The sequence below is a fragment of the Streptomyces sp. NPDC007157 genome (assembly GCF_040634235.1).
Taxonomy (GTDB): domain Bacteria; phylum Actinomycetota; class Actinomycetes; order Streptomycetales; family Streptomycetaceae; genus Streptomyces.
Window position 1 is genome coordinate 534100 of record NZ_JBEYFE010000002.1, and the last position, 21175, is coordinate 555274.

Here is a 21175-nt window from a genome sequence, read left to right on the forward strand (position 1 = left end):
GAAAGGCACTGATATGAGCCCCCTGGTTCAGCTGGCGGCGGAGGAGGCCGAGAACCCCCTCATCCCGCCGATCCCAGAGCTCGTCATCGGCCTCATCGCCTTCGTCATCGTCTTCGGCTTCCTCGCCAAGAAGCTCCTTCCGAACATCAACAAGGTTCTGGAGCAGCGCCGCGAGGCGATCGAGGGCGGTATCGAGAAGGCCGAGGCCGCGCAGACCGAGGCCCAGAGCGTCCTTGAGCAGTACAAGGCGCAGCTGGCCGAGGCCCGGCACGAGGCCGCGCGCCTGCGCCAGGAGGCTCAGGAGCAGGGCGCCACGCTCATCACCGAGATGCGCGCCGAGGGCCAGCGGCAGCGTGAGGAGATCGTCGCCGCCGGTCACGCCCAGATCGAGGCCGACCGCAAGTCCGCCGCGCAGTCGCTGCGCCAGGACGTGGGTCAGCTGGCCACCGACCTGGCCGGCAAGCTCGTCGGCGAGTCCCTGGAGGACCACGCCCGGCAGAGCCGCGTGATCGACCGCTTCCTCGACGAGCTTGAGGAGAAGGCCGAGGCGGCCCGATGAACGGAGCGAGCCGCGAGGCACTGGCAGCCGCACGGACGCGTCTCGACGCGCTGACGGACTCGACGTCCGTGGACGCGACGCGGCTCGCGGACGAGCTGGCGGCCGTCACCACGCTGCTCGACCGCGAGGGCGGCCTGCGCCGGGTCCTCACCGACCCGGCGCAGTCCGGCGAGGCCAAGGCCGAGCTGGTCCGGCGCCTGATCGGCGGCCAGGTCGGCGAGTCCACCGCCGACGTGGTCTCCGGCCTGGTCCGGTCCCGCTGGTCGCAGTCCCGCGACCTGGTGGACGCGCTGGAGGAGCTGGCGAACACCGCCGAGCTCACGGCCGCGGAGAAGTCGGGCACGCTGGACGACGTCGAGGACGAGCTGTTCCGCTTCGGCCGGATCGTCTCCTCGAGCACCGAGCTGCGCGCCGCGCTCACCGACCGCAGGGCCGGCACCCCGGCCAAGACCGAGCTGCTGCACCGGCTGCTCGGCGGCCGTGCCAAGCCGGTCACCGAGCGTCTGGTCACGCGCCTTGTGACCGTCCCGCGGGGACGTAGCCTGGAAGCGGGCCTGGAGGCCCTCTCCAAGCTCGCCGCCGAGCGCCGCAGCCGCGTCGTCGCCGTCGTCACCTCGGCGGTGCCGCTGAGCGAGCCGCAGAAGCAGCGCCTGGGCGCCGCCCTCGCGAAGCTCTACGGCCGCACGATGCACCTCAACCTCGACGTCGACCCCGAGGTCGTCGGCGGGATCCGGGTGCAGGTCGGTGACGAGGTCATCAACGGTTCCATCGCGGACCGGCTGGAGGACGCGGCCCGCCGCATGGCGAGCTAGCACCTCGGTGTTCGAGAACAAGCAGTACGTACTTACGACGGCCCGGGTTGGGCCGTACATGAAGAATCCTGGGGGTCGCCCCCAGACCCCCCAAGTGAAACTTCGGGCCCAACAAGGAGAGCAGGGAACCCAGATGGCGGAGCTCACGATCCGGCCGGAGGAGATCCGGGACGCGCTGGAGAACTTCGTCCAGTCGTACAAGCCGGACGCGGCCTCGCGCGAGGAGGTCGGTACGGTCACCCTTGCCGGCGACGGCATCGCGAAGGTCGAGGGCCTGCCCTCGGCCATGGCCAACGAACTGCTGAAGTTCGAGGACGGCACCCTCGGCCTCGCGCTCAACCTGGAAGAGCGCGAGATCGGCGCCATCGTCCTCGGTGAGTTCAGCGGCATCGAGGAGGGTCAGCCGGTGCACCGCACCGGTGAGGTCCTCTCCGTCGCGGTGGGCGAGGGCTACCTCGGCCGCGTCGTCGACCCGCTCGGCAACCCGATCGACGGCCTCGGCGAGATCGAGACGTCCGGCCGCCGTGCCCTGGAGCTGCAGGCTCCGGGCGTCATGGCCCGTAAGTCGGTGCACGAGCCGATGGAGACCGGCTACAAGGCCGTCGACGCGATGACCCCGGTCGGCCGCGGCCAGCGCCAGCTGATCATCGGTGACCGTCAGACCGGCAAGACCGCCCTGGCCGTCGACACGATCATCAACCAGCGTGACAACTGGCGCTCGGGCGACCCGAAGAAGCAGGTCCGCTGCGTCTACGTCGCCATCGGCCAGAAGGGCTCGACCATCGCCTCCGTGCGTGGCGCCCTGGAAGAGGCCGGCGCGCTGGAGTACACGACCATCGTCGCCGCCCCGGCGTCCGACCCGGCCGGCTTCAAGTACCTGGCGCCGTACACCGGTTCGGCCATCGGCCAGCACTGGATGTACGACGGCAAGCACGTCCTCATCATCTTCGACGACCTCTCGAAGCAGGCCGACGCCTACCGCGCCGTGTCGCTGCTGCTGCGCCGCCCGCCGGGCCGTGAGGCCTACCCGGGTGACGTCTTCTACCTGCACTCCCGTCTGCTGGAGCGCTGCGCCAAGCTGTCCGACGAGATGGGCGCCGGTTCGATGACCGGTCTGCCGATCGTCGAGACCAAGGCCAACGACGTGTCGGCGTTCATCCCGACCAACGTCATCTCCATCACCGACGGCCAGTGCTTCCTGGAGTCGGACCTGTTCAACGCCGGTCAGCGCCCCGCGCTGAACGTCGGTATCTCCGTCTCCCGAGTCGGTGGTTCCGCGCAGCACAAGGCGATGAAGCAGGTCTCCGGCCGCCTCCGTCTGGACCTCGCCCAGTACCGCGAGCTGGAGGCGTTCGCCGCCTTCGGTTCCGACCTGGACGCCGCGTCGAAGTCGCAGCTGGAGCGCGGTTCCCGACTGGTCGAGCTGCTGAAGCAGGCTCAGTACCAGCCGATGCCGACCGAGGACCAGGTCGTCTCCGTGTGGGCCGGTACCACCGGCAAGATGGACGACGTCCCGGTCTCCGACATCCGCCGCTTCGAGAAGGAGCTCCTGGAGTACCTGCACCGCAAGGAGCAGGGCCTCATGACCTCCATCAAGGAGGGCGGCAAGATGTCGGACGACACCCTCACCGCTGTTGCCGACGCGATCGCCGAGTTCAAGAAGCAGTTCGAGACCTCGGACGGCAAGCTTCTCGGCGAGGACGCCCCGGCCGCGGCCAAGTGACGTAAGGAAGGGACCTGACTCATGGGAGCCCAGCTCCGGGTCTACAAGCGTCGCATCCGATCCGTCACCGCGACCAAGAAGATCACCAAGGCGATGGAGATGATCGCCGCCTCGCGTGTGGTCAAGGCGCAGCGCAAGGTGCGGGCCTCCGCGCCGTACGCGACCGAGCTCACTCGCGCGGTCACGGCGGTCGGTACGGGTTCGAACACCAGGCACCCGCTCACCACGGAGGCGGAGAACCCGACCCGTGCCGCGGTCCTGCTCCTCACGAGCGACCGCGGTCTGGCCGGTGCCTTCAACTCCAACGCCATCAAGACCGCCGAGCAGCTGACGGCGCGTCTTGAGGCGGAGGGCAAGGAGGTCGACACCTACATCGTCGGCCGCCGCGGTCTGGCCCACTACAACTTCCGCGAGCGCAAGGTCGTGGAGTCGTGGTCGGGCTTCACCGACGAGCCCTCGTACGCGGACGCCAAGAAGGTCGCGGCGCCTCTGATCGAGGCCATCGAGACGGAGACGGCGGACGGCGGTGTGGACGAACTCCACATCGTCTACACCGAGTTCGTGTCGATGATGACGCAGACGGCGCTCGACGCCCGACTGCTGCCGCTGCGCCTCGAAGAGGTCGCGGAGGAGAGGCCCCAGGGCGAGATCCTCCCGCTGTACGACTTCGAGCCCTCGGCGGAGGACGTCCTCGACGCCCTTCTGCCGCGCTATGTGGAGAGCCGTATCTACAACGCGCTCCTCCAGTCGGCCGCTTCGAAGCACGCCGCCACGCGGCGCGCGATGAAGTCGGCGACCGACAACGCGGGCGAGCTGATCAACACGCTCTCCCGGCTTGCCAACGCGGCCCGCCAGGCCGAAATCACCCAGGAAATCAGCGAGATCGTCGGTGGCGCCAGCGCCCTGGCCGACGCGACCGCGGGGAGTGACCGCTAATGACCACCACTGTTGAGACCGCGACGGCCACGGGCCGCGTCGCCCGGGTCATCGGCCCGGTCGTCGACGTGGAGTTCCCCGTCGACGCGATGCCGGACATCTACAACGCCCTGCACGTCGAGGTGTCCGACCCGGCCAACGCCGGCGAGAAGAAGACGCTGACCCTGGAGGTCGCCCAGCACCTGGGTGACGGCCTGGTCCGCACCATCTCCATGCAGCCCACCGACGGTCTGGTCCGCCAGGCCCCGGTCACCGACACCGGCGACGGCATCACCGTCCCGGTCGGCGACTTCACCAAGGGCAAGGTGTTCAACACCCTCGGTGAGGTGCTGAACGTCGACGAGCAGTACACGGGCGAGCGCTGGTCCATCCACCGCAAGGCCCCGAACTTCGACGAGCTCGAGTCGAAGACCGAGATGTTCGAGACCGGCGTCAAGGTCATCGACCTGCTCACCCCGTACGTCAAGGGTGGCAAGATCGGCCTGTTCGGCGGTGCCGGCGTCGGCAAGACGGTGCTCATCCAGGAGATGATCTACCGCGTCGCCAACAACCACGACGGTGTCTCCGTGTTCGCCGGTGTCGGCGAGCGCACGCGTGAGGGCAACGACCTCATCGAGGAGATGGCGGACTCGGGCGTCATCGACAAGACCGCCCTTGTCTTCGGCCAGATGGACGAGCCCCCGGGCACCCGTCTGCGCGTGGCCCTCGCGGGTCTGACCATGGCGGAGTACTTCCGCGATGTGCAGAAGCAGGACGTGCTGTTCTTCATCGACAACATCTTCCGCTTCACGCAGGCCGGTTCCGAGGTCTCGACCCTGCTCGGCCGCATGCCCTCCGCGGTGGGCTACCAGCCGAACCTGGCCGACGAGATGGGTCTCCTCCAGGAGCGCATCACCTCGACCCGCGGTCACTCGATCACCTCGATGCAGGCGATCTACGTCCCCGCGGACGACCTGACCGACCCGGCCCCGGCCACCACCTTCGCCCACCTCGACGCGACGACGGTGCTCTCCCGTCCGATCTCGGAGAAGGGCATCTACCCGGCCGTGGACCCGCTGGACTCCACGTCCCGGATCCTGGACCCGCGCTACATCGCGGCGGACCACTACGCCACGGCGATGCGCGTCAAGACGGTCCTGCAGAAGTACAAGGACCTCCAGGACATCATCGCGATCCTCGGTATCGACGAGCTCGGCGAGGAGGACAAGCTCGTCGTCCACCGTGCCCGTCGCGTGGAGCGCTTCCTGTCCCAGAACACCCACGTCGCCAAGCAGTTCACCGGCGTCGACGGGTCGGACGTCCCGCTGGACGAGTCGATCGTGGCCTTCAACGCGATCATCGACGGCGAGTACGACCACTTCCCGGAGCAGGCGTTCTTCCTGTGCGGTGGCATCGAGGACCTCAAGGCCAACGCCAAGGAGCTGGGCGTCTCCTGAACTCGCCTGAGTTCGTGTGAGGGGGCGGGCGCGTCCCGCCCCCTCACTCACGCCCATTAGACTTGTATCCAACACCCGGTGATTCCACCGGGTGGTGACCCGAGGAGCCACCTTTGGCTGCTGAGCTGCATGTCGAGCTGGTCGCCGCCGACCGTCAGGTCTGGTCCGGCGAGGCGACCCTGGTCGTCGCGCGCACCACGTCCGGCGACATCGGCGTCATGCCCGGTCACCAGCCGCTGCTGGGTGTGCTGGAGTCGGGCCCGGTGACCATCCGTACGAGTGAAGGTGGGACGGTCGTCGCCGCGGTGCACGGCGGTTTCATCTCGTTCGCGGACAACAAGCTGTCGCTGCTGGCCGAGATCGCCGAGCTTTCGGACGAGATCGACGTCCAGCGCGTGGAGCGGGAGCTGGAGCGCGCGAAGGCGGAGGGCGACGCCACTGCCGAGCGACGCGCCGACGTCCGTCTGCGGGCGGCGACGTCGCGCTGACACACTGCGCGTATGCGTTGACGTAACTCAGCCGCGGCTGGGACCGGAGCCATCCGGTCTCAGCCGCGGCTGAGGTAGATCTGGGTCTTTTTACGTTCCATTACCTAGGAGACGAGGAGGTCGGTGCCGATGGTCCTCGCTCTGACTGTGTGCGGAATCGTGGTCGCGCTCGTGGTGGTGGGACTCTTCCTGTTCGGACTGCGGCGCAGACTGATCCAGCGCTCCGGCGGCACCTTCGACTGTTCGCTGCGCTGGGACGTCCCCGAGAAACCGGACACCAACGGCAAGGGCTGGAGCTACGGCGTCGCCCGCTACAACGGCGACAGCGTCGAGTGGTACCGGGTCTTCTCCTACGCCTACCGCCCCCGCCGGGTCCTGGAACGCGACCGGATCGAGGTGGCCGGCCGCCGCCTCCCGGAGGGCGAGGAGGAACTGGCGCTGCTCTCCGACGCGGTGATCCTCACCTGTATCCATCGGGGCACCCGCCTCGAACTCGCCATGAGCGAAGACGCGCTGACCGGATTTCTCGCGTGGCTGGAGGCAGCCCCGCCCGGTCAGCGCGTCAACGTCGCTTAGGGGTCTTTCCCGGAAGCTCGTACTACAGGTTCGAGTTGATGGCGCTCACCAGTTCGCCGTCGCTGGTGTCACCGCTGAAGTCCCAGAAGAAGGCGCCGCCGAGACTCTGGGACTTGGCCCAGCTCATCTTCCCGGCGATCGTCGACGGCGTGTCGTAGGACCACCAGTTGCTGCCGCAGTGCGCGTACGCCGTGCCCGCGACGGTGCCGGTGACCGGGCAGGACGTCTTGAGCACCTTGTAGTCCTCGATGCCCTGCTCGTAGGTGCCCGGCGCCGGACCGGTCGCCGTACCGCCCGGCGCGTCCTGCGTCACGCCCGTCCAGCCGCGGCCGTAGAAGCCGATGCCGATCAGCAGCTTGCTCGCGGGGACGCCCTTCGACTTGAACTTGGCGATCGCGTCGGCCGTCGTGAAGCCGGGCGTCGGGATGCCGGTGTACGTGGTGAGCGGCGAGTGCGGGGCGGTCGGGCCGTCCGCGTCGAACGCGCCGAAGAAGTCGTACGACATCACGTTGTACCAGTCGACGTACTGGGACGCGCCCGCGTAGTCCGCGGCGTCGATCTTGCCGCCGGAGGTGCCGTCCGCGGTGGTGGCCGCGGTGACCAGGTTGTTCGAGCCGAACTTGGCGCGCAGCGCGGCCATCAGGTTCTTGTAGGCCGCGGCCCCGCTGGTGTCGCAGCTCAGCCCGCAGGCGTTCGGGTACTCCCAGTCGATGTCGATGCCGTCGAAGACATCGGCCCAGCGCGGGTCCTCGACCAGGTTGTAGCAGGAGTCGGCGAACGCGGTCGGGTTGGCCGCGGCCTGGGCGAAGCCGCCGGACCAGGTCCAGCCGCCGAAGGACCACAGGACCTTGATGTTCGGGTACTTGGCCTTCAGCTCGCGCAGCTGGTTGAAGTTGCCGGCCAGCGGCTGGTCCCAGGTGTCGGCGGCACCGCTGACCGACTGGTCGGCGGTGAACGTCTTCTGGTAGTCGGCGTAGGCGTCGCCGATGGCGCACTGGCCGTTGGTGACGTTGCCGAAGGCGTAGTTGATGTGCGTGATCTTCGCGGCCGATCCCGACGTCACCAGGTTCTTGACGTTGTAGTTACGGCCGTAGATGCCCCACTCGGTGAAGTAGCCGAGCTTGACCTTGGAGCCGGTGGTCGGGGGAGTGGTCGTACCGCCCGTGGTGTGGACGGAGACCGCGCCGCTGACCGGACCGGTCTGGTTCGCGGTGTCGCGGGCCTGGACCGTGTAGGAGTAGTCGGTACCGGCCGTGAGACCCGTGTCGGTGTACGACGTGGTGGTCACCGTGGAGACGACCTTGCCGTCGCGCAGCACGTCGTAGTTCTTGACGCCCTTGTCGTCGGTGGCGGCGGACCAGCTCAGCTTCACCGAGGTGTCGGCGATGGCGGAGGCGGTCGGGGTGCCGGGCGCGGAGGGCGCCGCGTCACCGGGGACGGTGGTGCCGCCGTCACAACTGGCGCCATTGAGGAGGCAGTTGCTCGGGGCGCCGGAACCCGCGCCGTTGAAGCCGAAGGAGACCGAGGCGCCGGGGGCGATGGAGCCGTTGTAGGACTTGTTCTTGGCGGTCCAGTGGGTGCCGGAGGAGGTGACGTCCGCGTCCCAGGCGGAGGTGACCGAGGTGCCGGAGGGGTAGTCCCACTCGACGGTCCAGGAACTGATCGAGGTGGTACCGGTGTTCTTGACGGTCCACTGGCCGCCGAAGCCGGTGCCCCAGTCCTGGGTCTTGGTGTAGGTGGCGGTGGCGGTCGTCGCGGCCTGGGCGGGGGCCGCGAGGCCGACCAGGCCGGCCAGGGGGAGCAACAGGGTCGCGAACCCTGCCGCCGCTCTGTGTCTGAAGCGCATCGTGCGCCTCCTATGGGGAGTTGGGGGGTGCGACTGAGCCTTCGCACCCACAGTGCCGCGAGAATAGAAAGGTCTGGACCACCGGTCAATAGGTCTGGACCACTATCCGGAAGCGGGTGTCGCCCCCTCAACTCCTCACTAGGCTGGGCCGCTTGCGCCCGGCCGGGTGGCTCCGCCCGGGTTCAGCGCTCCCCGCCCGGCACCCACAGCACGTCCCCGACGTCCTTGTTGGCCGTGCGGGCGAGAATGAACAGCAGGTCCGACAGCCGGTTGAGGTAGGTCGCGGTCAGCGGGTTCATGCCGCCGTCCTTCCCCTGGGCGCCGTGCACCTCCAGCGCGGCCCACGTCGACCGCTCGGCCCGCCGCACGACCGTGCAGGCCTGGTGGAGCAGGGCGGCGCCGGGGGTGCCGCCGGGCAGGATGAACGAACGGAGCTTCTCCAGCCGTTCGTTGAAGCGGTCGCAGTCCGCCTCCAGCTTGTCGATGTAGAACTGCTCGACCCGCAGCGGCGGGAACTGCGGGTTCTCCACGACCGGCGTCGACAGGTCCGCCCCCACGTCGAACAGGTCGTTCTGCACCCGGGTGAGCACCTTGACGACCTCCTCGTCCAGCCCGCCCAGCGCGATCGCCGTGCCGATCGCCGCGTTCGCCTCGTTGGCGTCCGCGTACGCCGAGATCCGCAGATCGGTCTTGGCGACCCGGCTCATGTCCCCGAGAGCGGTGCTGCCCTGGTCGCCGGTCCTGGTGTAGATGCGCGTCAGATTGACCATGCGACCAGCGTAGTTATGCCCCGGCCGTCCGGAAGGCGCGTGTGCCCACTGTCACGGCGAGTGTCGCGAAGCCGGAGCCGATGAGCGCGCCCGGCGGCGGGGCGCGCGGCCCCAGTGGCATCGCGGCCGGGACCGGCGGCACCCCCTGGAAGACGATCGCCGTGGCGGCCCGCAGCGCCCGGCCGAGGAGTGGGGCCGGCCGGCCGACCGGAGTCACGGGACGGTGTCGCCGGGCATCGGCCCGGGGATGCTCGAAAAGGGCGATCCGCGTGAAGTGTCCGGAGAAATCCAGGTCCTCCTGGACGACATCGAGGAGCTGTTGAACGAGACAGTGCTCAACTACGCGGTAGGTGGCCGGGAATGGACCATGCCGCAGGGCACGGCTGACGAGACGTGACGGTTGTCTCACGCCCTGAGACCGTGACACGCATTACTTACCGGGTTTCCCGGCCCCTCACGAGCGCTAGGGTCCCGCCAAAGAGGCATACCTCAACAGCGTGTAAGGGGAGCGGAGTGGCACGGAAGCTTGCCGTCATCGGTGCCGGCCTGATGGGTTCCGGCATCGCGCAGGTCGCCGCGCAGGGCGGCTGGGACGTGGTCCTGCGGGACGTCACCGACGAGGCGCTGGACCGTGCCGTCTCGGGCATTCAGGCCTCGTACGACAAGTTCGTGAGCAAGGGGAAGCTGGAGGCGCACGACGCCGACGCCGCCCTGGCCCGCATCACCACGACCACCGACCTGGACGCGGTCGCCGACGCCGACATCGTCGTCGAGGCCGTCTTCGAGAAGCTGGAGGTCAAGCACGAGATCTTCCGTGCGCTCGACAAGATCGTGCGCCCGGACGCCGTGCTCGCCTCCAACACCTCCGCCATCCCGATCACCAAGATCGCGGCGGCCACCGAGCATCCCGAGCGGGTCGTCGGCGTCCACTTCTTCTCGCCGGTGCCGATGATGCAGCTCGTGGAACTGGTCCGGGGCTACAAGACCAGCGACGAAACCCTCGCCACCGCGCGGGAGTTCGCCGAGTCCACCGGCAAGACCTGCATCGTCGTCAACCGGGACGTCGCCGGCTTCGTGACGACCCGGCTGATCTCGGCGCTCGTCGTCGAGGCCACCAAGCTGTACGAGTCGGGCGTCGCCACCGCCGAGGACATCGACCTGGCCTGCAAGCTGGGCTTCGGCCACGCCATGGGCCCGCTGGCCACGGCGGACCTCACCGGCGTCGACATCCTGCTGCACGCCACCGGCAACATCTACACCGAGTCGCAGGACGAGAAATTCGCCCCGCCGGAGCTGATGCGCCGGATGGTTGACGCCGGTGACATCGGGCGTAAGAGCGGGCAGGGCTTCTACACGTACTGAAACATCAGTGCGTCATCAGCCCGGCACCCGTAACCAGAGCTTCTGAACCGCCTCCGAATACGCACAGGCCCCGAGAGTTTCACTCTCGGGGGTGAATTCGGTATCGGTTCGCTTACAGATGGCAACCTCTGACCGTCGAACGCAGTCAGAGGTTGCATCACCGGACATCACTTTCACGGAGTAGGACACGCACTCTCGGGGAGCGCATATGTACATCAGGGGCGACCACGCCGAGCTGGTCGTCGGGGGCCGCCTCGACGTGCGCAGCGCGGCGGACGCCCGCACGGTCCTGCACTCGGCCGTCGACGACGGAGTCGGCGATCTGGTGTTGGACCTGTCCGAGCTGGACTCCTGGGACGCCACCGGACTCGGGGTGATCATGGGGGCCCACCGGCGGGCCGGCCGCTGCGGCCGCCGTCTGGTGCTGCGCGGCGTACCGCCGCAGATGCAGCGCCTGCTGGTGGCCACCAGGCTGCACCGGATCCTGGCGATCGAGGGGGGTATCGGGGTGGAGTCGTTGCCCCGGGTCTGACTCCGGGGCCGGGGAGTCACGCGTGCCCCGGGTGTGCGGCGGCGAACGGGTGGGACACAGTGCGGACCGGGCGACGGGGGAGACCCGGACGGACCGCGCACAAGCGCATGTCGTGCGCAATCCTCACGAGACTGTGATGTCTTGGACGGCGCGGTACCCCGGACTGTCGTAGATACTGTGCGAAGGTTTAGGGTTCGGTCGCCCGCTGCCTTGTCACCCTTCGAGCGCGGGCCCGGACCAGAAGCGACAGCGCAGTGTGCAACAGGCCGGGAGGGGCCCGCATTCACGGCACACCACGCTTTTGGGGGGCTAGGAACCTATGGACCCGATCAACCCGGGACCCGAGGCGTACGGCCACGACGGCGACGGCACCACGCCGCGCCAGCGCCCGCCGAGGGAATCCCTCACCAACGACTTCGGCCAGAGCACGCCGGCGATCGTCCGCACGGCGCGGCTGGTCTCCGGCGACTTCCTGCTGACCGTGAACCCGGTCGACGGCAGCGAGATAGAACCCTGCCCGCCGACCGAACGTCCCGTCGCACCGGAGAAGCGCACCGCAGCCGAACGCGCCGAGTACGAGCGCGCCGCCCGGCCGCCGGTGCCGCCCGGTCCCGCCCAGCCCGAGCTGCCGCTCCTGGAGCGCCAGGACGACCGCGAGCGTCTGGTACGACTCCTCGCCCGCGGCCGCTCCGTCCGGCTCACCGGCCCCTCGGGCTCCGGTCGCACCGCGCTCCTCGACCTGGTCGCCGACGACTGCTCGGACCTCGCCCCCGACGGCGTGGTCCGCCTCAGCGGCTTCCACCGGACGCCCGAGGACCTGCTCCACGACCTCTTCTACGCCGTCTACAAGGCACCCGCGCACCGGCCCGACCACGACGAGCTCCTGGAACTGGTCCGTGAGATCGGCGCGGTCGTCGTCCTCGACGACATCGAGTTCGGCGGCTCCGGGCTCGACGAGCTGGTCGACGCCACCCCGGAGTGCGCCTTCCTCATCGCCGCCACCCCGGACGTGCCGGCGCCCACCGCCGACTCCGCCGTCGAGGAGGTCTTCCTCAGCGGCCTGGAGCGGGCCGGGGGAGTGGACATCCTGGAGCGCGCGGTCGGCCGGGTGCTCAGCGAGGACGAGGCCAACTGGGCCGGCGACCTCTGGTTCGAGTCCGAGGGCCTGCCGCTGCGGTTCGTCCAGGCGGGCGCGCTGCTGCGCCAGCGCGACCAGCTGCGGGCCACCACGGGCGCCGTCGACGAGTTCGGCGTCTTCGCCTCCGACCTCTCCGACCTGTCCGCTCTGTCCGACCTGCCGGTCGACGCGCCCTTCGACGCCGAGTCGGCCGAAGAGGTTCCGCTGCCGTCCCTCGGCGAGGCCGCCGCGCCCGCCCCGCTGCTCGCCGCCCGCCTGAGCGCCTCCGCCCGCGCCACCCTGCGCTTCGCGGTCGCCCTCGGCGGTGAGGTCCCGCACCAGGCCCATCTGCCCGCCCTGGTCGGCGACACCCACGCGGACGCCGCCCTCGGCGAACTGGCGGCCTGCGGCCTGGTCTCCCCGGTCGGCTCCCGCTACCGGCTCACCGCGGGCGTCCAGCAGCAGCTGGAGGCCGCCGGATACGCCGACGACATCGAGGCCCAGGCCCACACCGCCGGCCAGCACTACTCCTGGTGGGCGGGGCACCCCTCCGTCACCCCCGACCGGGTGTGCGCCGAGGCGGACGCGGTCCTCGCCGCCCTGGCGGTTCTCGTCCCGGCCACCGTGGCGCCGGCCGAGGACGAGGAGTCCACGCCGGTACGACTGGCCCGCACGGCCGCGCCCGCGTTCGCTGCCGGGCTGCACTGGAGCGCGTGGGAACGCGCGCTGAGGGCCGGTGCGGAGGCCGCCCGTCTGGCCGGCGAGGTAGGTGAACAAGCCTATTTCCATCACGAGTTGGGGATACTCGCGCTCTGCGGCGGCCAGCTGGACCGGGCCCGGGCGGAGCTGGAGGCCTCCATCGGGCTGCGCGGAGCGCTCGCCGACAAACGGGGTACGACGGCCGGCCGACGTGCGCTGGCGCTGGTCGCCGACCGTTCGGGCGAGGTCATCCCCAGCCTCGCCGCGATGGCGGGCGACGAGATCCCCGACGCCCGCCACGAGGAGTCCATATCCCCGGCGGGGGGTGTCACGACGCCCTTCCCGGCCGTGCACTCCCCGATCTCGGAGACGCTCGTCACCCGCCGCGTCCCGGAGCAGTCGCCGGCGGCCCAGGGCGGCAGCGGACTGGTACGCATGGCCCGCCGCAACCTGGTGGCGGTGGGCTCGGGCGTCCTCCTCACCGCGGTCCTCGGCACGGTGGTGGGGCTCGGCATGACCTCCCACGACAACGCCGACAACCCGGCCAACAACGTGAGCGTCAACCCGTCGGCGAGCGAGGGCACGGGCGACGGCAGTCTGGGCGCCGATCCCAAGGAGTCGTCGGGCACGGGCGACACGGGCACGACGACCACCAAGCCGACGGACCCCGGCCCGGACGGCACACTCGGCACGTCGGACGACCCGACGCCGCCGTCGGACGAGGCGACGCCTTCGGAGACGCCTACGGGGACGAAGGGGTCGTCGAGCGGCGGTCCCACTCACTCGCCGTCCAAGTCGCCCAAGCCGACCCGTTCGACTTCGCATTCACCGTCGCCGTCCCCGTCGAAGACGACCGAGTCGCCGACGCCGACGGACACCCCCTCGGAGAGCGTCTCCCCGAGCGACACCCCCAGCACGACCAACTCGGCCAGCGGCCCGACCTCCGACACCCCGAGCGTCATCACGTCGAGCGCGTCGGAGGGCATCAGCCCGGGAACATCCACCGGCACGGTGATCTGAGCCGCGATCGAGGGCCGGTCTCCCGCGTGGAGACCGGCCCTCAGTCGTCTTCGGCGTCAGCCGGCCACCCGGCGCTCAGAACAGCCGCAGCTTGTCGTCCTGCACGCCCCGCAGCGCGTCGTAGTCCAGGATCGTGCAGCCGATGCCGCGGTCGGTGGCGAGGACGCGGGCCTGGGGCTTGATCTCCTGGGCCGCGAAGACGCCTCGCACGGGGGCGAGATGGGGGTCGCGGTTCAGCAGGTCCAGGTAGCGGGTGAGCTGCTCCACACCGTCGATCTCGCCCCGGCGCTTGATCTCGACGGCGACGGTCCGGCCGTCGGCGTCCCGGCACAGGATGTCCACCGGCCCGATCGCCGTCATGTACTCGCGGCGGATCAGGGTGTAGCCCTCGCCGAGCGTCTCGATACGGTCGGCCAGCAGCTCTTGCAGGTGCGCTTCCACGCCATCCTTGATCAGGCCCGGGTCCACGCCCAGCTCGTGCGAGGAGTCGTGCAGGACCTCCTCCATCGTGATGATGAGCTTCTCGCCGGCCTTGTTGACGACCGTCCAGACGCCTTCCTCGTCGCCCGCCCCCTCCTTGAGGGTGCACGGCGGCGACATCCAGTTGAGGGGCTTGTAGGCCCGGTCGTCCGCGTGGATCGAGACGCTGCCGTCCGCCTTGACCAGGATCAGGCGGGGGGCCGAGGGGAGGTGGGCGGTGAGCCGGCCGGCGTAGTCGACGGAGCACCGGGCGATGACGAGACGCATGGTCGGCAACGCTACTCGACGCCCCGCCCTCCACGCGATTCGCCTGCCCGCCCTCGGCCGGGGCCCTGCGGGCCGCGCCTCTTGGTCCGTCCTCTCGGCGGGCCCCGGCGACCGGTCCTGACGGGTCGCCTGCACACCCGTGTTCAACCCTGGCCGATTGTGTGCCTAAAGGGACCGTCGCATATACGCAATCTCCTGGTGGCGTCACCGTCCGTTGCCTACCGTAGTGAACGGGAGGTCGCTGTGTGTGTACTCAGCGTGTTCGGTATCGCGAACTCCCCATACCTGTCCGGCAACCCCTGCTGTTCGGGGGTGCGAGAGGAGAACCCATGTCGCTCGACGTCTCACCGGCCCTACTCGAACAGGCCGAGCGAGGCGAGGTCGACGAAGCAGATTTCGTCGACTGCGTCCGGACCTCCCTGCCCTACGCATGGGAGATGATCAGCTCCCTGGTGGCCCAGCTGAAGGTGGACGGCGGAGAGTTCGCCGACAACCAGACGCCCCCGCCGGACGAGCAGGCACGCGGTCAGCTGCTGCGTGCGCTCGCGAGTGACGCCATACGCGGCGCCCTGCAGCGGCACTTCGGTGTGCGGCTGGCCTTCCAGAACTGCCATCGTGTTGCGGTGTTCCCGCTGGACGTCTCGGTGGACGCGAGGCTGGCCCGCTTCACCTCGGTGCGCAGTCAGCTGCTGAACCAGTCCCCGGAGCTCCGGGACTGCTGACGCGGAGCTCCGGTACCGCTGACGCAGTGAGCCGCTTGCTTGCCGCTCCACACGCGGGAGGTGCAATAAGTCACTGGGGCGGCAAGCTCCCCGCGGAGGTGTGAGGTCACCGGAGGTGCGGCAGTACCTCGGCACCCAGCCGTCGTACGTTCTCCTCCGTGGCCGCAAGGTCACCCGAGCCCTCGGTCAGCAGGGCGAATCGGGAGATGCCGGTCCGCTCGGAGGTCGCCGCGAGCCGGTCGGCACACAGCCGCGGGGTCCCCACCGGGTGCAGTCCGCAGAGCAGTTCGGTGTAGGCGAGCGGATCGCGCATCGAGCGGATCCGGCCGTCCACCGTCACATGGGCCTCCAGGCCCTGCTTCAGCCAGCCCGGCATCGCCTTCGTCAGCGTCTCCTCGGCGTCGGTGCGCCGGTCGGCGATCTGGCAGACGCCGGCCGAGACATGGGCCGCGCCCAGGATCTCCTCGGCGGGCCGTCCGGCCGCCCGCGCGTGCTGCCGCCACAGCGCGACCATCTCGGCCTTCTCCTCGTCCCCGACGTGCATTCCGAGCAGCATCGCAAGCCCCCGCTCGGCGGCCAGCCGGACGCTCGCCGGAGAGGTGCACGCGACCACCACCTCCGGCCCCGGCGCCTCCGTCAGCGCCTCCGACGGGCGTGGCACGACCGGGACCTCACGGAACGAGTAGCGCGGCCCGGAGGCCGCCACGGCCGGTTCGCGCAGCCAGCGCATCAGCAGTTCGAGTGATTCCGGGAAGCCGTGTTCGTAGGCGTCGAGGCCGCTCCCGAACACCTCCAGATCCACCCAGGGCCCGCCCCGGCCCACGCCGAGGGTGAAGCGGCCGCCGCTCGTCACATGCAGCAGCGCGGCCTGTTCGCCGAGTGCCACCGGGTGGACCGTCGGCAGTACAGTCACCGCCGTACCGACCCGGAGACGCCTGGTGCGGCCCAGCAGTAAGGCCGCCAGCGTGACCGCGGACGGGCAGGTGCCGTACGGCACGAAGTGGTGTTCCGCCAGCCAGACCGCGTCCAGACCGGCCTCCTCGGCCACCTCCGCCGTGCGCACCGCCCGGTGCAGCGCCTCCCCCTGGCCCTGGCCCGGGAACTGGGCGGCCAGCACAAAACTACCTACGCGCATCGTTTCTTCCTGCTTTCCTGGCTCCGACCCGGAGCTCCCCCACCGGGCATAACCGTCTGACACGTGCCGAGGACACGGCCTGGCGAAGAGATTTGCGGATTGTCTGGAGAATGGGTCGTCCTGGAGGGGGACTTGTACGGGTTGGTGCCCTACGCGTACCCCCGTGCGCGCGTCGTAGGCTGGACACAGCCCTTGCTTCCTGTATAGCCCCGAGAGGTGTTCCGTGTCCCCGCGTCGCAACCGACCCCAGGGCCCGAATGGAGCCTCCTCCTCCGGACAGAGCTCCGGACAGAGCTCCGGCCGGAGCGCCGAGGACGACCGCGCGGACCGTTACGGCGGCTGGCAGTCCAGCGAGAGCTGGCGGGGCGAGGAGTGGAGCGTGCGGCATGTGGCGGGTGCCAGCGCGCTCGGCAAGACGTACCGCTGCCCGGGCTGTGACCAGGTGATCCCCTCCGGCGTCCCGCACGTGGTGGCGTGGCCGGAGCACTCGGGCGTCGACGAGCGCCGGCACTGGCACAAGGCCTGCTGGAACGCGAAGGACCGCCGCACCACGCGGGTGCAGCGGTCCCGGAACGCGCCGAAGTTCTAGGCCGGAGTCTCTACCGGAGTTTCCACCGGAGGCTCCGGAGGGACGTCACACGTCCCGCTTCTCCAGGAGCAGGTAGGCGCCGCCGAACGCGACGGCCGTCACGAGCAGGATGATCCACAGCGGGTCCCAGCCCGAAGGGCCGGAATCGCTGAGGGAGTTGGAGTAGAAGACGCTCAGCTGGTTCGGGATCGAGTACTCGAACAGGGCCGTGCGCACCTTCTCCAGCGACTGCGAGAACATGAACAACGCGACCACCAGCGGGGCGAGCACCGCGCCGATCATGATGGTGATCGCGCCCGCCGAGTGCCGGATGATCGAGCCGATGATCAGTGAGAGCAGCCCGAGCAGCGCGATGTAGAGGCTGACGCCGACGGTGCCCTTCAGCCATTCCCCGCCGGTCGGCGTCCGGGCGACGTCGTTCAGCATCGACACCTGCGTCATGGCCACGAACGCGCTGGCCGCGAGGGTGACCACGAACGCGACCGCGAAGAAGACGATCGCCTTGGCCGCGAGCACGCGCGCGCGGGAGGGGCAGGCCACCATCGTCGTACGGATCATTCCGGTGCCGTACTCGGAGGCCGTGGTCAGCACGCCCAGCGTGATGATGCACATGCTGCCGAGCAGCAGCCCGAAGAAGCCGAGCGACAGCGCGTTCTCGCCGGACAGGTCGTCGGACGAGGCGGAACCGCTGACGACCGAGGCGGTGAGGAGGCCGATGCCGACGACGAGCAGGACGAAGACGCCGAGCGTCCAGATCGTCGAACGCACCGAGCGGATCTTCGTCCACTCGGAGGTGATGGCGTGCCCGAGGTGGGTGCGCACCACCGGGATCGGCGAGGTGTAGCCGGGGTACGGACCGCCGGGCGCCGCCTGCCGGTCGGGCGCGGCCGGGGCTGCCTGCGGCATCGGGGGCTGGTGGGTGCTCATCGGGCGTCCTCGGGCTTGGTCAGGTCGGCGGGGGCGGAAGCGGGGGCGGGCGCGGAAGCCGGCTGTGACGATTCAGCGGGCGCCGGAGCGGGCACCGACGCCGGGGCGGCGTAGGGGTTGGGAGCGGCCTGAGGCGCCCCGTAGGGGGCCTGCGGGGCGCCGTACGCGCCTGCGGGCACCCCCTGCGCGCCGTACGGCCCTGCGAACGGCTGGCCGCCCTGCTGGGGCGGCGGCGGGGCGTACCAGCCCGGCTGGCCCTGCCCGGGCACCGGCATCGGCGGCTGCGCCCCGGGCGGCAGCGGCTGCTGGAGACCGGCCCTCTGGTCGATGCTGGACCGGTAGTCGACGGCGCCCTGCGTCATCCGCATGTACGCCTCCTCCAGGGAGGCCTGGTGCGGGGAGAGCTCCCACAGCCGTACGTCCGCCTCGTGCGCGAGGTCGCTGATCCGCGGCAGCGGCAGGCCGGTCACCCGGAGCGCCCCGTCCTGCTCGGGCATGACATGGCCACCGGCCTCGGTCAGCGCCGAGCTCAGCTTCTCGCGCAGGTGCGGCTCGGTGTCCGGGGTGCGCACCCGCGCGAAGTCCGCGGAGTTGGCCGAAATGAAGTCCGTCACGCTCATGTCGGCGAGCAACTGGCCCCGCCCGATGACGATGAGGTGGTCGGCGGTCAGCGCCATCTCGCTCATCAGATGGGAGGAGACGAAGACCGTACGGCCCTCGGCGGCGAGCGACTTCATCAGGTTGCGCACCCAGAGGATGCCCTCCGGGTCGAGGCCGTTGACCGGCTCGTCGAAGAGCAGCACCTGGGGATCGCCGAGCAGCGCGGCGGCGATGCCGAGGCGCTGGCCCATGCCGAGCGAGAAGCCCTTGGAACGCTTGCCGGCCACGTCCTGGAGGCCGACCACCCCGAGCACCTCGTCGACCCGGCGGGCCGGGATGGCGGACAGCTGGGCCAGGGAGAGCAGGTGATTGCGGGCGGACCGGCCGCCGTGCACCGCCTTGGCGTCGAGCAGCGCGCCGACCTGGCGGGCGGCGTTGGGCAGCCGGCGGTAGGGGTAGCCGCCGATCGTCACCTGGCCGGCGGTCGGGTTGTCCAGACCCAGGATCATCCGCATGGTCGTCGACTTGCCCGAGCCGTTGGGCCCGAGGAAGCCGGTGACGGCGCCGGGCCGCACCTGGAAGGAAAGGTTGTAGACGGCGGTCTTGTCGCCGTAGCGCTTGGTCAGGCCGACAGCCTCGATCATGCTCCGCACCCATCGAAAAGATCAGGACAGCAGGGCAGACGCCCCCGTAAGGGTTAGGAGGATATCCGGGCGCTGACGGTTCCCATCAAGAGCTGGCAAAGCCGGTCCGTATCGGTCCGGTCACTGGGCATCCCGTTTCTTCAGCAGGGCATACCCGCCGGCGAGCACGGCGACCACCCACAGCCCCATGATCCCGAGCCCGCCCCAGGGCCCGTACGGGACGTCGTCGCCGGCCCTCGGTACCACCTGCATGATGTGGCTGCCCGCCTGGTCCGGCAGAAACCGGCCGATCTTCTTGGTCGCGTCGACGTTGCCGAGGATGTTGGAGATCAGGAAGAAGAACGGCATCAGGATGCCGAGCGACAGCATCGGCGAGCGCAGCATCGTGGCCACACCCATGGAGAACATCGCGATGAGGGCCATGTAGAGCCCGCCGCCGATGACCGCGCGCAGCACTCCGGTGTCGCCGAGGTACGCCCGGTGGGAACCGAGCATGGCCTGCCCGAGGAAGAACGCGGCGAAGCTGGTCACCATGCCGACGACCAGCGCCAGGCCCGTCGCCACCGCGATCTTGCTGAAGAGGAAGGTGGCGCGCTGCGGTACGGCGGCCAGCGAGGTGCGGATCATGCCGGTGCTGTACTCGTTCGACACCACCAGCACCCCGAACACGATCATCGCGAGCTGCCCCAGCGTCAGCCCGGCGAAGCTGATGTTCGTCGGGTCGAAGGAGAGCCGTTCCCGGGCGGGCATGTTGCCGAACTGGCTGTTCGCCAGCGCGGAGAGCAGCATCCCGAGCGCCACGCTGACGACCACGGCGAGCGACAGCGTCCACACGGTCGAGGAGACCGACCGGATCTTGGTCCACTCGGACCGTACGACCTGAGCGACGACCGCCATCACGCCCCCTTGTCCCAGCCGGAACCCCAGGCCTGCGGCACCGGGGCCGAGTCGGCGTGCGCGTGGTACTCCACGGACTCCGCCGTCAACTGCATGAACGCCTCTTCCAGCGAGGCCTGCTGGATGCTCAGCTCGTGCAGCACGATCCCGTGCTGCGCGGCCAGCTCCCCGACCGGCTCGGACTTCCCGCCCTCCACCTCCAGCGCCCCGGTCCCCGTCTCCACGACGGTGATCCCGGCCCCGTGCAGCACGTCGAGCAGCCGCTCGCGCTGGGGGGAGCGGATCCGGACGTAGGAGCGCGAGTTCGTCCGGATGAAGTCCGCCATGGAGGTGTCGGCGAGCAGCCGCCCCTGCCCGATGACGACCAGGTGATCGGCGGTCAGTGCCATCTCGCTCATCAGGTGCGAGGAGACGAACACGGTCCGGCCCTGGGCGGCCAGCGACTTCATCAGATTCCGGATCCAGTGGATCCCTTCCGGGTCGAGTCCGTTCACCGGCTCGTCGAACATCAGGATCCGCGGATCCCCGAGCAGCGCGCCGGCGATCCCGAGCCGCTGCCCCATGCCCAGCGAGAACCCCTTGGCCTTCTTGCGTGCCACGGCCGTGAGCCCGACGGTGTCCAGCACCTGGGCCACCCGGCTCCTCGCGATCCCGTTGCTCTGCGCGAGGCACAGCAGATGGTTGAAGGCACTGCGCCCGCCGTGCACGGCCTTGGCGTCGAGCAGCGCCCCCATGTACGTCAGCGGGTCCTTGAGCTGCTCGTACCGTTTGCCGTCGATCCGTACGTGGCCGGCCGTGGGGTGGTCGAGCCCGAGGACCATCCGCATGGTGGTGGACTTCCCGGCGCCGTTGGGTCCGAGGAAGCCGGTCACGATGCCGGGCCGCACGGCGAAGGTGAGGTCGTCGACCGCGATCTTGTCGCCGTAGCGCTTGGTCAGGCCCTCCAGCTCGATCATGCGGCCACGCTATGACCGGCCTCCTGGGGCTGCCACCGGAAGGGGCGGGCCGGGGGAGCGCCGTCTTCGGGTGCGGCGCCGT

The 21175-nt window shown here is 69.9% G+C and carries 22 protein-coding genes; 13 read left to right on the forward strand and 9 right to left on the reverse strand.

Annotated features, from left to right (window positions below; all coding sequences use genetic code 11):
* Positions 1-13 precede the first annotated feature (13 nt).
* From ABZ642_RS05405 to ABZ642_RS05435, 7 genes are all read left to right on the forward strand, one after another.
* On the forward strand, positions 14-559 hold the full coding sequence (locus ABZ642_RS05405) for a F0F1 ATP synthase subunit B (protein ID WP_360477394.1): 546 nt from the start codon (positions 14-16) through the stop codon (positions 557-559).
* Complete coding sequence (locus tag ABZ642_RS05410) at positions 556-1371, forward strand: F0F1 ATP synthase subunit delta (protein ID WP_360477397.1); 816 nt, start codon at positions 556-558, stop codon at positions 1369-1371. The genes ABZ642_RS05405 and ABZ642_RS05410 overlap by 4 nt, the downstream gene beginning before the upstream one ends.
* A 133-nt stretch (positions 1372-1504) precedes the next feature.
* Entirely contained in the window at positions 1505-3094 is a 1590-nt protein-coding gene (gene atpA / locus ABZ642_RS05415) for a F0F1 ATP synthase subunit alpha (protein WP_360477400.1), read from the forward strand.
* A gap of 21 nt (positions 3095-3115) precedes the next feature.
* Positions 3116-4030, forward strand: a complete 915-nt coding sequence (locus ABZ642_RS05420; RefSeq protein ID WP_360477403.1) for a F0F1 ATP synthase subunit gamma — start codon at positions 3116-3118, stop codon at positions 4028-4030.
* Positions 4030-5466 (forward strand): F0F1 ATP synthase subunit beta, encoded by a 1437-nt coding sequence (gene atpD, locus ABZ642_RS05425; RefSeq protein ID WP_360477406.1) that lies wholly within the window; start codon positions 4030-4032, stop codon positions 5464-5466. The genes ABZ642_RS05420 and atpD overlap by 1 nt, the downstream gene beginning before the upstream one ends.
* A 113-nt stretch (positions 5467-5579) precedes the next feature.
* Positions 5580-5954: a F0F1 ATP synthase subunit epsilon gene (locus ABZ642_RS05430; protein ID WP_351321965.1), complete on the forward strand. Its 375-nt coding sequence runs from the start codon at positions 5580-5582 to the stop codon at positions 5952-5954.
* Positions 5955-6083: 129 nt separating this feature from the next.
* Complete coding sequence (locus ABZ642_RS05435) at positions 6084-6530, forward strand: DUF2550 domain-containing protein (protein ID WP_360477409.1); 447 nt, start codon at positions 6084-6086, stop codon at positions 6528-6530.
* Positions 6531-6552: 22 nt separating this feature from the next.
* Here the strand turns inward: ABZ642_RS05435 and ABZ642_RS05440 are convergent, their stop codons facing one another.
* The 3 genes from ABZ642_RS05440 to ABZ642_RS05450 all read right to left on the reverse strand — a co-directional run bounded on the left by ABZ642_RS05440 (position 6553) and on the right by ABZ642_RS05450 (position 9363).
* Positions 6553-8376 carry a glycoside hydrolase family 18 chitinase gene (locus ABZ642_RS05440; protein ID WP_360477412.1) on the reverse strand — a complete coding sequence of 608 codons (1824 nt, stop codon included), beginning with the start codon at positions 8374-8376 and terminating at the stop codon, positions 6553-6555.
* A 182-nt stretch (positions 8377-8558) separates the two neighbouring features.
* Positions 8559-9146 (reverse strand): cob(I)yrinic acid a,c-diamide adenosyltransferase, encoded by a 588-nt coding sequence (locus ABZ642_RS05445; RefSeq protein ID WP_360477415.1) that lies wholly within the window; start codon positions 9144-9146, stop codon positions 8559-8561.
* Positions 9147-9159: 13 nt separating this feature from the next.
* Entirely contained in the window at positions 9160-9363 is a 204-nt protein-coding gene (locus tag ABZ642_RS05450; protein ID WP_360477418.1) for a hypothetical protein, read from the reverse strand.
* Positions 9364-9369: 6 nt separating this feature from the next.
* Between ABZ642_RS05450 and ABZ642_RS05455 the strand changes: the two genes are divergently transcribed.
* The 4 genes from ABZ642_RS05455 to ABZ642_RS05470 all read left to right on the forward strand — a co-directional run bounded on the left by ABZ642_RS05455 (position 9370) and on the right by ABZ642_RS05470 (position 13876).
* Positions 9370-9543: a hypothetical protein gene (locus ABZ642_RS05455; RefSeq protein WP_360477421.1), complete on the forward strand. Its 174-nt coding sequence runs from the start codon at positions 9370-9372 to the stop codon at positions 9541-9543.
* A 116-nt stretch (positions 9544-9659) separates the two neighbouring features.
* Positions 9660-10508 (forward strand): 3-hydroxyacyl-CoA dehydrogenase family protein, encoded by an 849-nt coding sequence (locus tag ABZ642_RS05460; protein ID WP_360477424.1) that lies wholly within the window; start codon positions 9660-9662, stop codon positions 10506-10508.
* A gap of 208 nt (positions 10509-10716) precedes the next feature.
* Complete coding sequence (locus ABZ642_RS05465; protein WP_030672301.1) at positions 10717-11040, forward strand: STAS domain-containing protein; 324 nt, start codon at positions 10717-10719, stop codon at positions 11038-11040.
* 319 nt (positions 11041-11359) lie between these two features.
* Positions 11360-13876: an ATP-binding protein gene (locus ABZ642_RS05470; protein ID WP_360477427.1), complete on the forward strand. Its 2517-nt coding sequence runs from the start codon at positions 11360-11362 to the stop codon at positions 13874-13876.
* Positions 13877-13951: 75 nt separating this feature from the next.
* Here ABZ642_RS05470 and nucS read toward each other — a convergent pair whose 3' ends face one another.
* Positions 13952-14623, reverse strand: a complete 672-nt coding sequence (nucS, locus tag ABZ642_RS05475; protein ID WP_360477430.1) for an endonuclease NucS — start codon at positions 14621-14623, stop codon at positions 13952-13954.
* 329 nt (positions 14624-14952) lie between these two features.
* Here nucS and ABZ642_RS05480 point away from each other — a divergent pair, with 329 nt between their 5' ends.
* A complete protein-coding gene (locus tag ABZ642_RS05480) occupies positions 14953-15345 on the forward strand; it encodes an SCO5389 family protein (RefSeq protein WP_351710524.1) in 393 nt (130 codons plus the stop codon).
* 106 nt (positions 15346-15451) lie between these two features.
* On the opposite strand, the gene ABZ642_RS05485 is transcribed toward ABZ642_RS05480, so the two are convergent.
* Positions 15452-16480 carry an LLM class flavin-dependent oxidoreductase gene (locus ABZ642_RS05485; RefSeq protein WP_360477434.1) on the reverse strand — a complete coding sequence of 343 codons (1029 nt, stop codon included), beginning with the start codon at positions 16478-16480 and terminating at the stop codon, positions 15452-15454.
* Between the two features lie 223 nt (positions 16481-16703).
* Here ABZ642_RS05485 and ABZ642_RS05490 point away from each other — a divergent pair, with 223 nt between their 5' ends.
* A complete protein-coding gene (locus ABZ642_RS05490) occupies positions 16704-17069 on the forward strand; it encodes an ATP/GTP-binding protein (RefSeq protein WP_360477437.1) in 366 nt (121 codons plus the stop codon).
* A gap of 45 nt (positions 17070-17114) precedes the next feature.
* Here ABZ642_RS05490 and ABZ642_RS05495 read toward each other — a convergent pair whose 3' ends face one another.
* The 4 genes from ABZ642_RS05495 to ABZ642_RS05510 all read right to left on the reverse strand — a co-directional run bounded on the left by ABZ642_RS05495 (position 17115) and on the right by ABZ642_RS05510 (position 21093).
* A complete protein-coding gene (locus tag ABZ642_RS05495; RefSeq protein ID WP_360477440.1) occupies positions 17115-17996 on the reverse strand; it encodes an ABC transporter permease in 882 nt (293 codons plus the stop codon).
* Positions 17993-19240, reverse strand: coding sequence for an ABC transporter ATP-binding protein (locus ABZ642_RS05500; RefSeq protein WP_360477443.1), 1248 nt, complete (start codon positions 19238-19240; stop codon positions 17993-17995). The genes ABZ642_RS05495 and ABZ642_RS05500 overlap by 4 nt, the downstream gene beginning before the upstream one ends.
* 120 nt (positions 19241-19360) lie before the next feature.
* Positions 19361-20137, reverse strand: a complete 777-nt coding sequence (locus tag ABZ642_RS05505; RefSeq protein ID WP_360477446.1) for an ABC transporter permease — start codon at positions 20135-20137, stop codon at positions 19361-19363.
* The gene (locus ABZ642_RS05510) at positions 20137-21093 is read right to left on the reverse strand and encodes an ATP-binding cassette domain-containing protein (RefSeq protein ID WP_360477449.1); all 957 of its coding nucleotides are present in this window, start codon (positions 21091-21093) and stop codon (positions 20137-20139) included. Before ABZ642_RS05510 ends, ABZ642_RS05505 begins: the two co-directional genes overlap by 1 nt.
* Between the last annotated feature and the right edge of the window lie 82 nt (positions 21094-21175).

Bases quoted from the DNA above. Each gene is read 5' to 3' on its own strand.
- ABZ642_RS05445 (WP_360477415.1), bottom strand. From the start codon at position 9,146: ATGGTCAATCTGACGCGCATCTACACCAGGACCGGCGACCAGGGCAGC.
- ABZ642_RS05435 (WP_360477409.1), top strand. From the start codon at position 6,084: ATGGTCCTCGCTCTGACTGTGTGCGGAATCGTGGTCGCGCTCGTGGTG.
- ABZ642_RS05495 (WP_360477440.1), bottom strand. From the start codon at position 17,996: ATGAGCACCCACCAGCCCCCGATGCCGCAGGCAGCCCCGGCCGCGCCC.
- ABZ642_RS05500 (WP_360477443.1), bottom strand. From the start codon at position 19,240: ATGATCGAGGCTGTCGGCCTGACCAAGCGCTACGGCGACAAGACCGCC.
- atpA (WP_360477400.1), top strand. From the start codon at position 1,505: ATGGCGGAGCTCACGATCCGGCCGGAGGAGATCCGGGACGCGCTGGAG.
- ABZ642_RS05485 (WP_360477434.1), bottom strand. From the start codon at position 16,480: ATGCGCGTAGGTAGTTTTGTGCTGGCCGCCCAGTTCCCGGGCCAGGGC.
- atpD (WP_360477406.1), top strand. From the start codon at position 4,030: ATGACCACCACTGTTGAGACCGCGACGGCCACGGGCCGCGTCGCCCGG.
- ABZ642_RS05510 (WP_360477449.1), bottom strand. From the start codon at position 21,093: ATGATCGAGCTGGAGGGCCTGACCAAGCGCTACGGCGACAAGATCGCG.
- ABZ642_RS05440 (WP_360477412.1), bottom strand. From the start codon at position 8,376: ATGCGCTTCAGACACAGAGCGGCGGCAGGGTTCGCGACCCTGTTGCTC.
- ABZ642_RS05405 (WP_360477394.1), top strand. From the start codon at position 14: ATGAGCCCCCTGGTTCAGCTGGCGGCGGAGGAGGCCGAGAACCCCCTC.
- nucS (WP_360477430.1), bottom strand. From the start codon at position 14,623: ATGCGTCTCGTCATCGCCCGGTGCTCCGTCGACTACGCCGGCCGGCTC.
- ABZ642_RS05465 (WP_030672301.1), top strand. From the start codon at position 10,717: ATGTACATCAGGGGCGACCACGCCGAGCTGGTCGTCGGGGGCCGCCTC.
- ABZ642_RS05470 (WP_360477427.1), top strand. From the start codon at position 11,360: ATGGACCCGATCAACCCGGGACCCGAGGCGTACGGCCACGACGGCGAC.
- ABZ642_RS05410 (WP_360477397.1), top strand. From the start codon at position 556: ATGAACGGAGCGAGCCGCGAGGCACTGGCAGCCGCACGGACGCGTCTC.
- ABZ642_RS05505 (WP_360477446.1), bottom strand. From the start codon at position 20,137: ATGGCGGTCGTCGCTCAGGTCGTACGGTCCGAGTGGACCAAGATCCGG.
- ABZ642_RS05420 (WP_360477403.1), top strand. From the start codon at position 3,116: ATGGGAGCCCAGCTCCGGGTCTACAAGCGTCGCATCCGATCCGTCACC.
- ABZ642_RS05480 (WP_351710524.1), top strand. From the start codon at position 14,953: ATGTCGCTCGACGTCTCACCGGCCCTACTCGAACAGGCCGAGCGAGGC.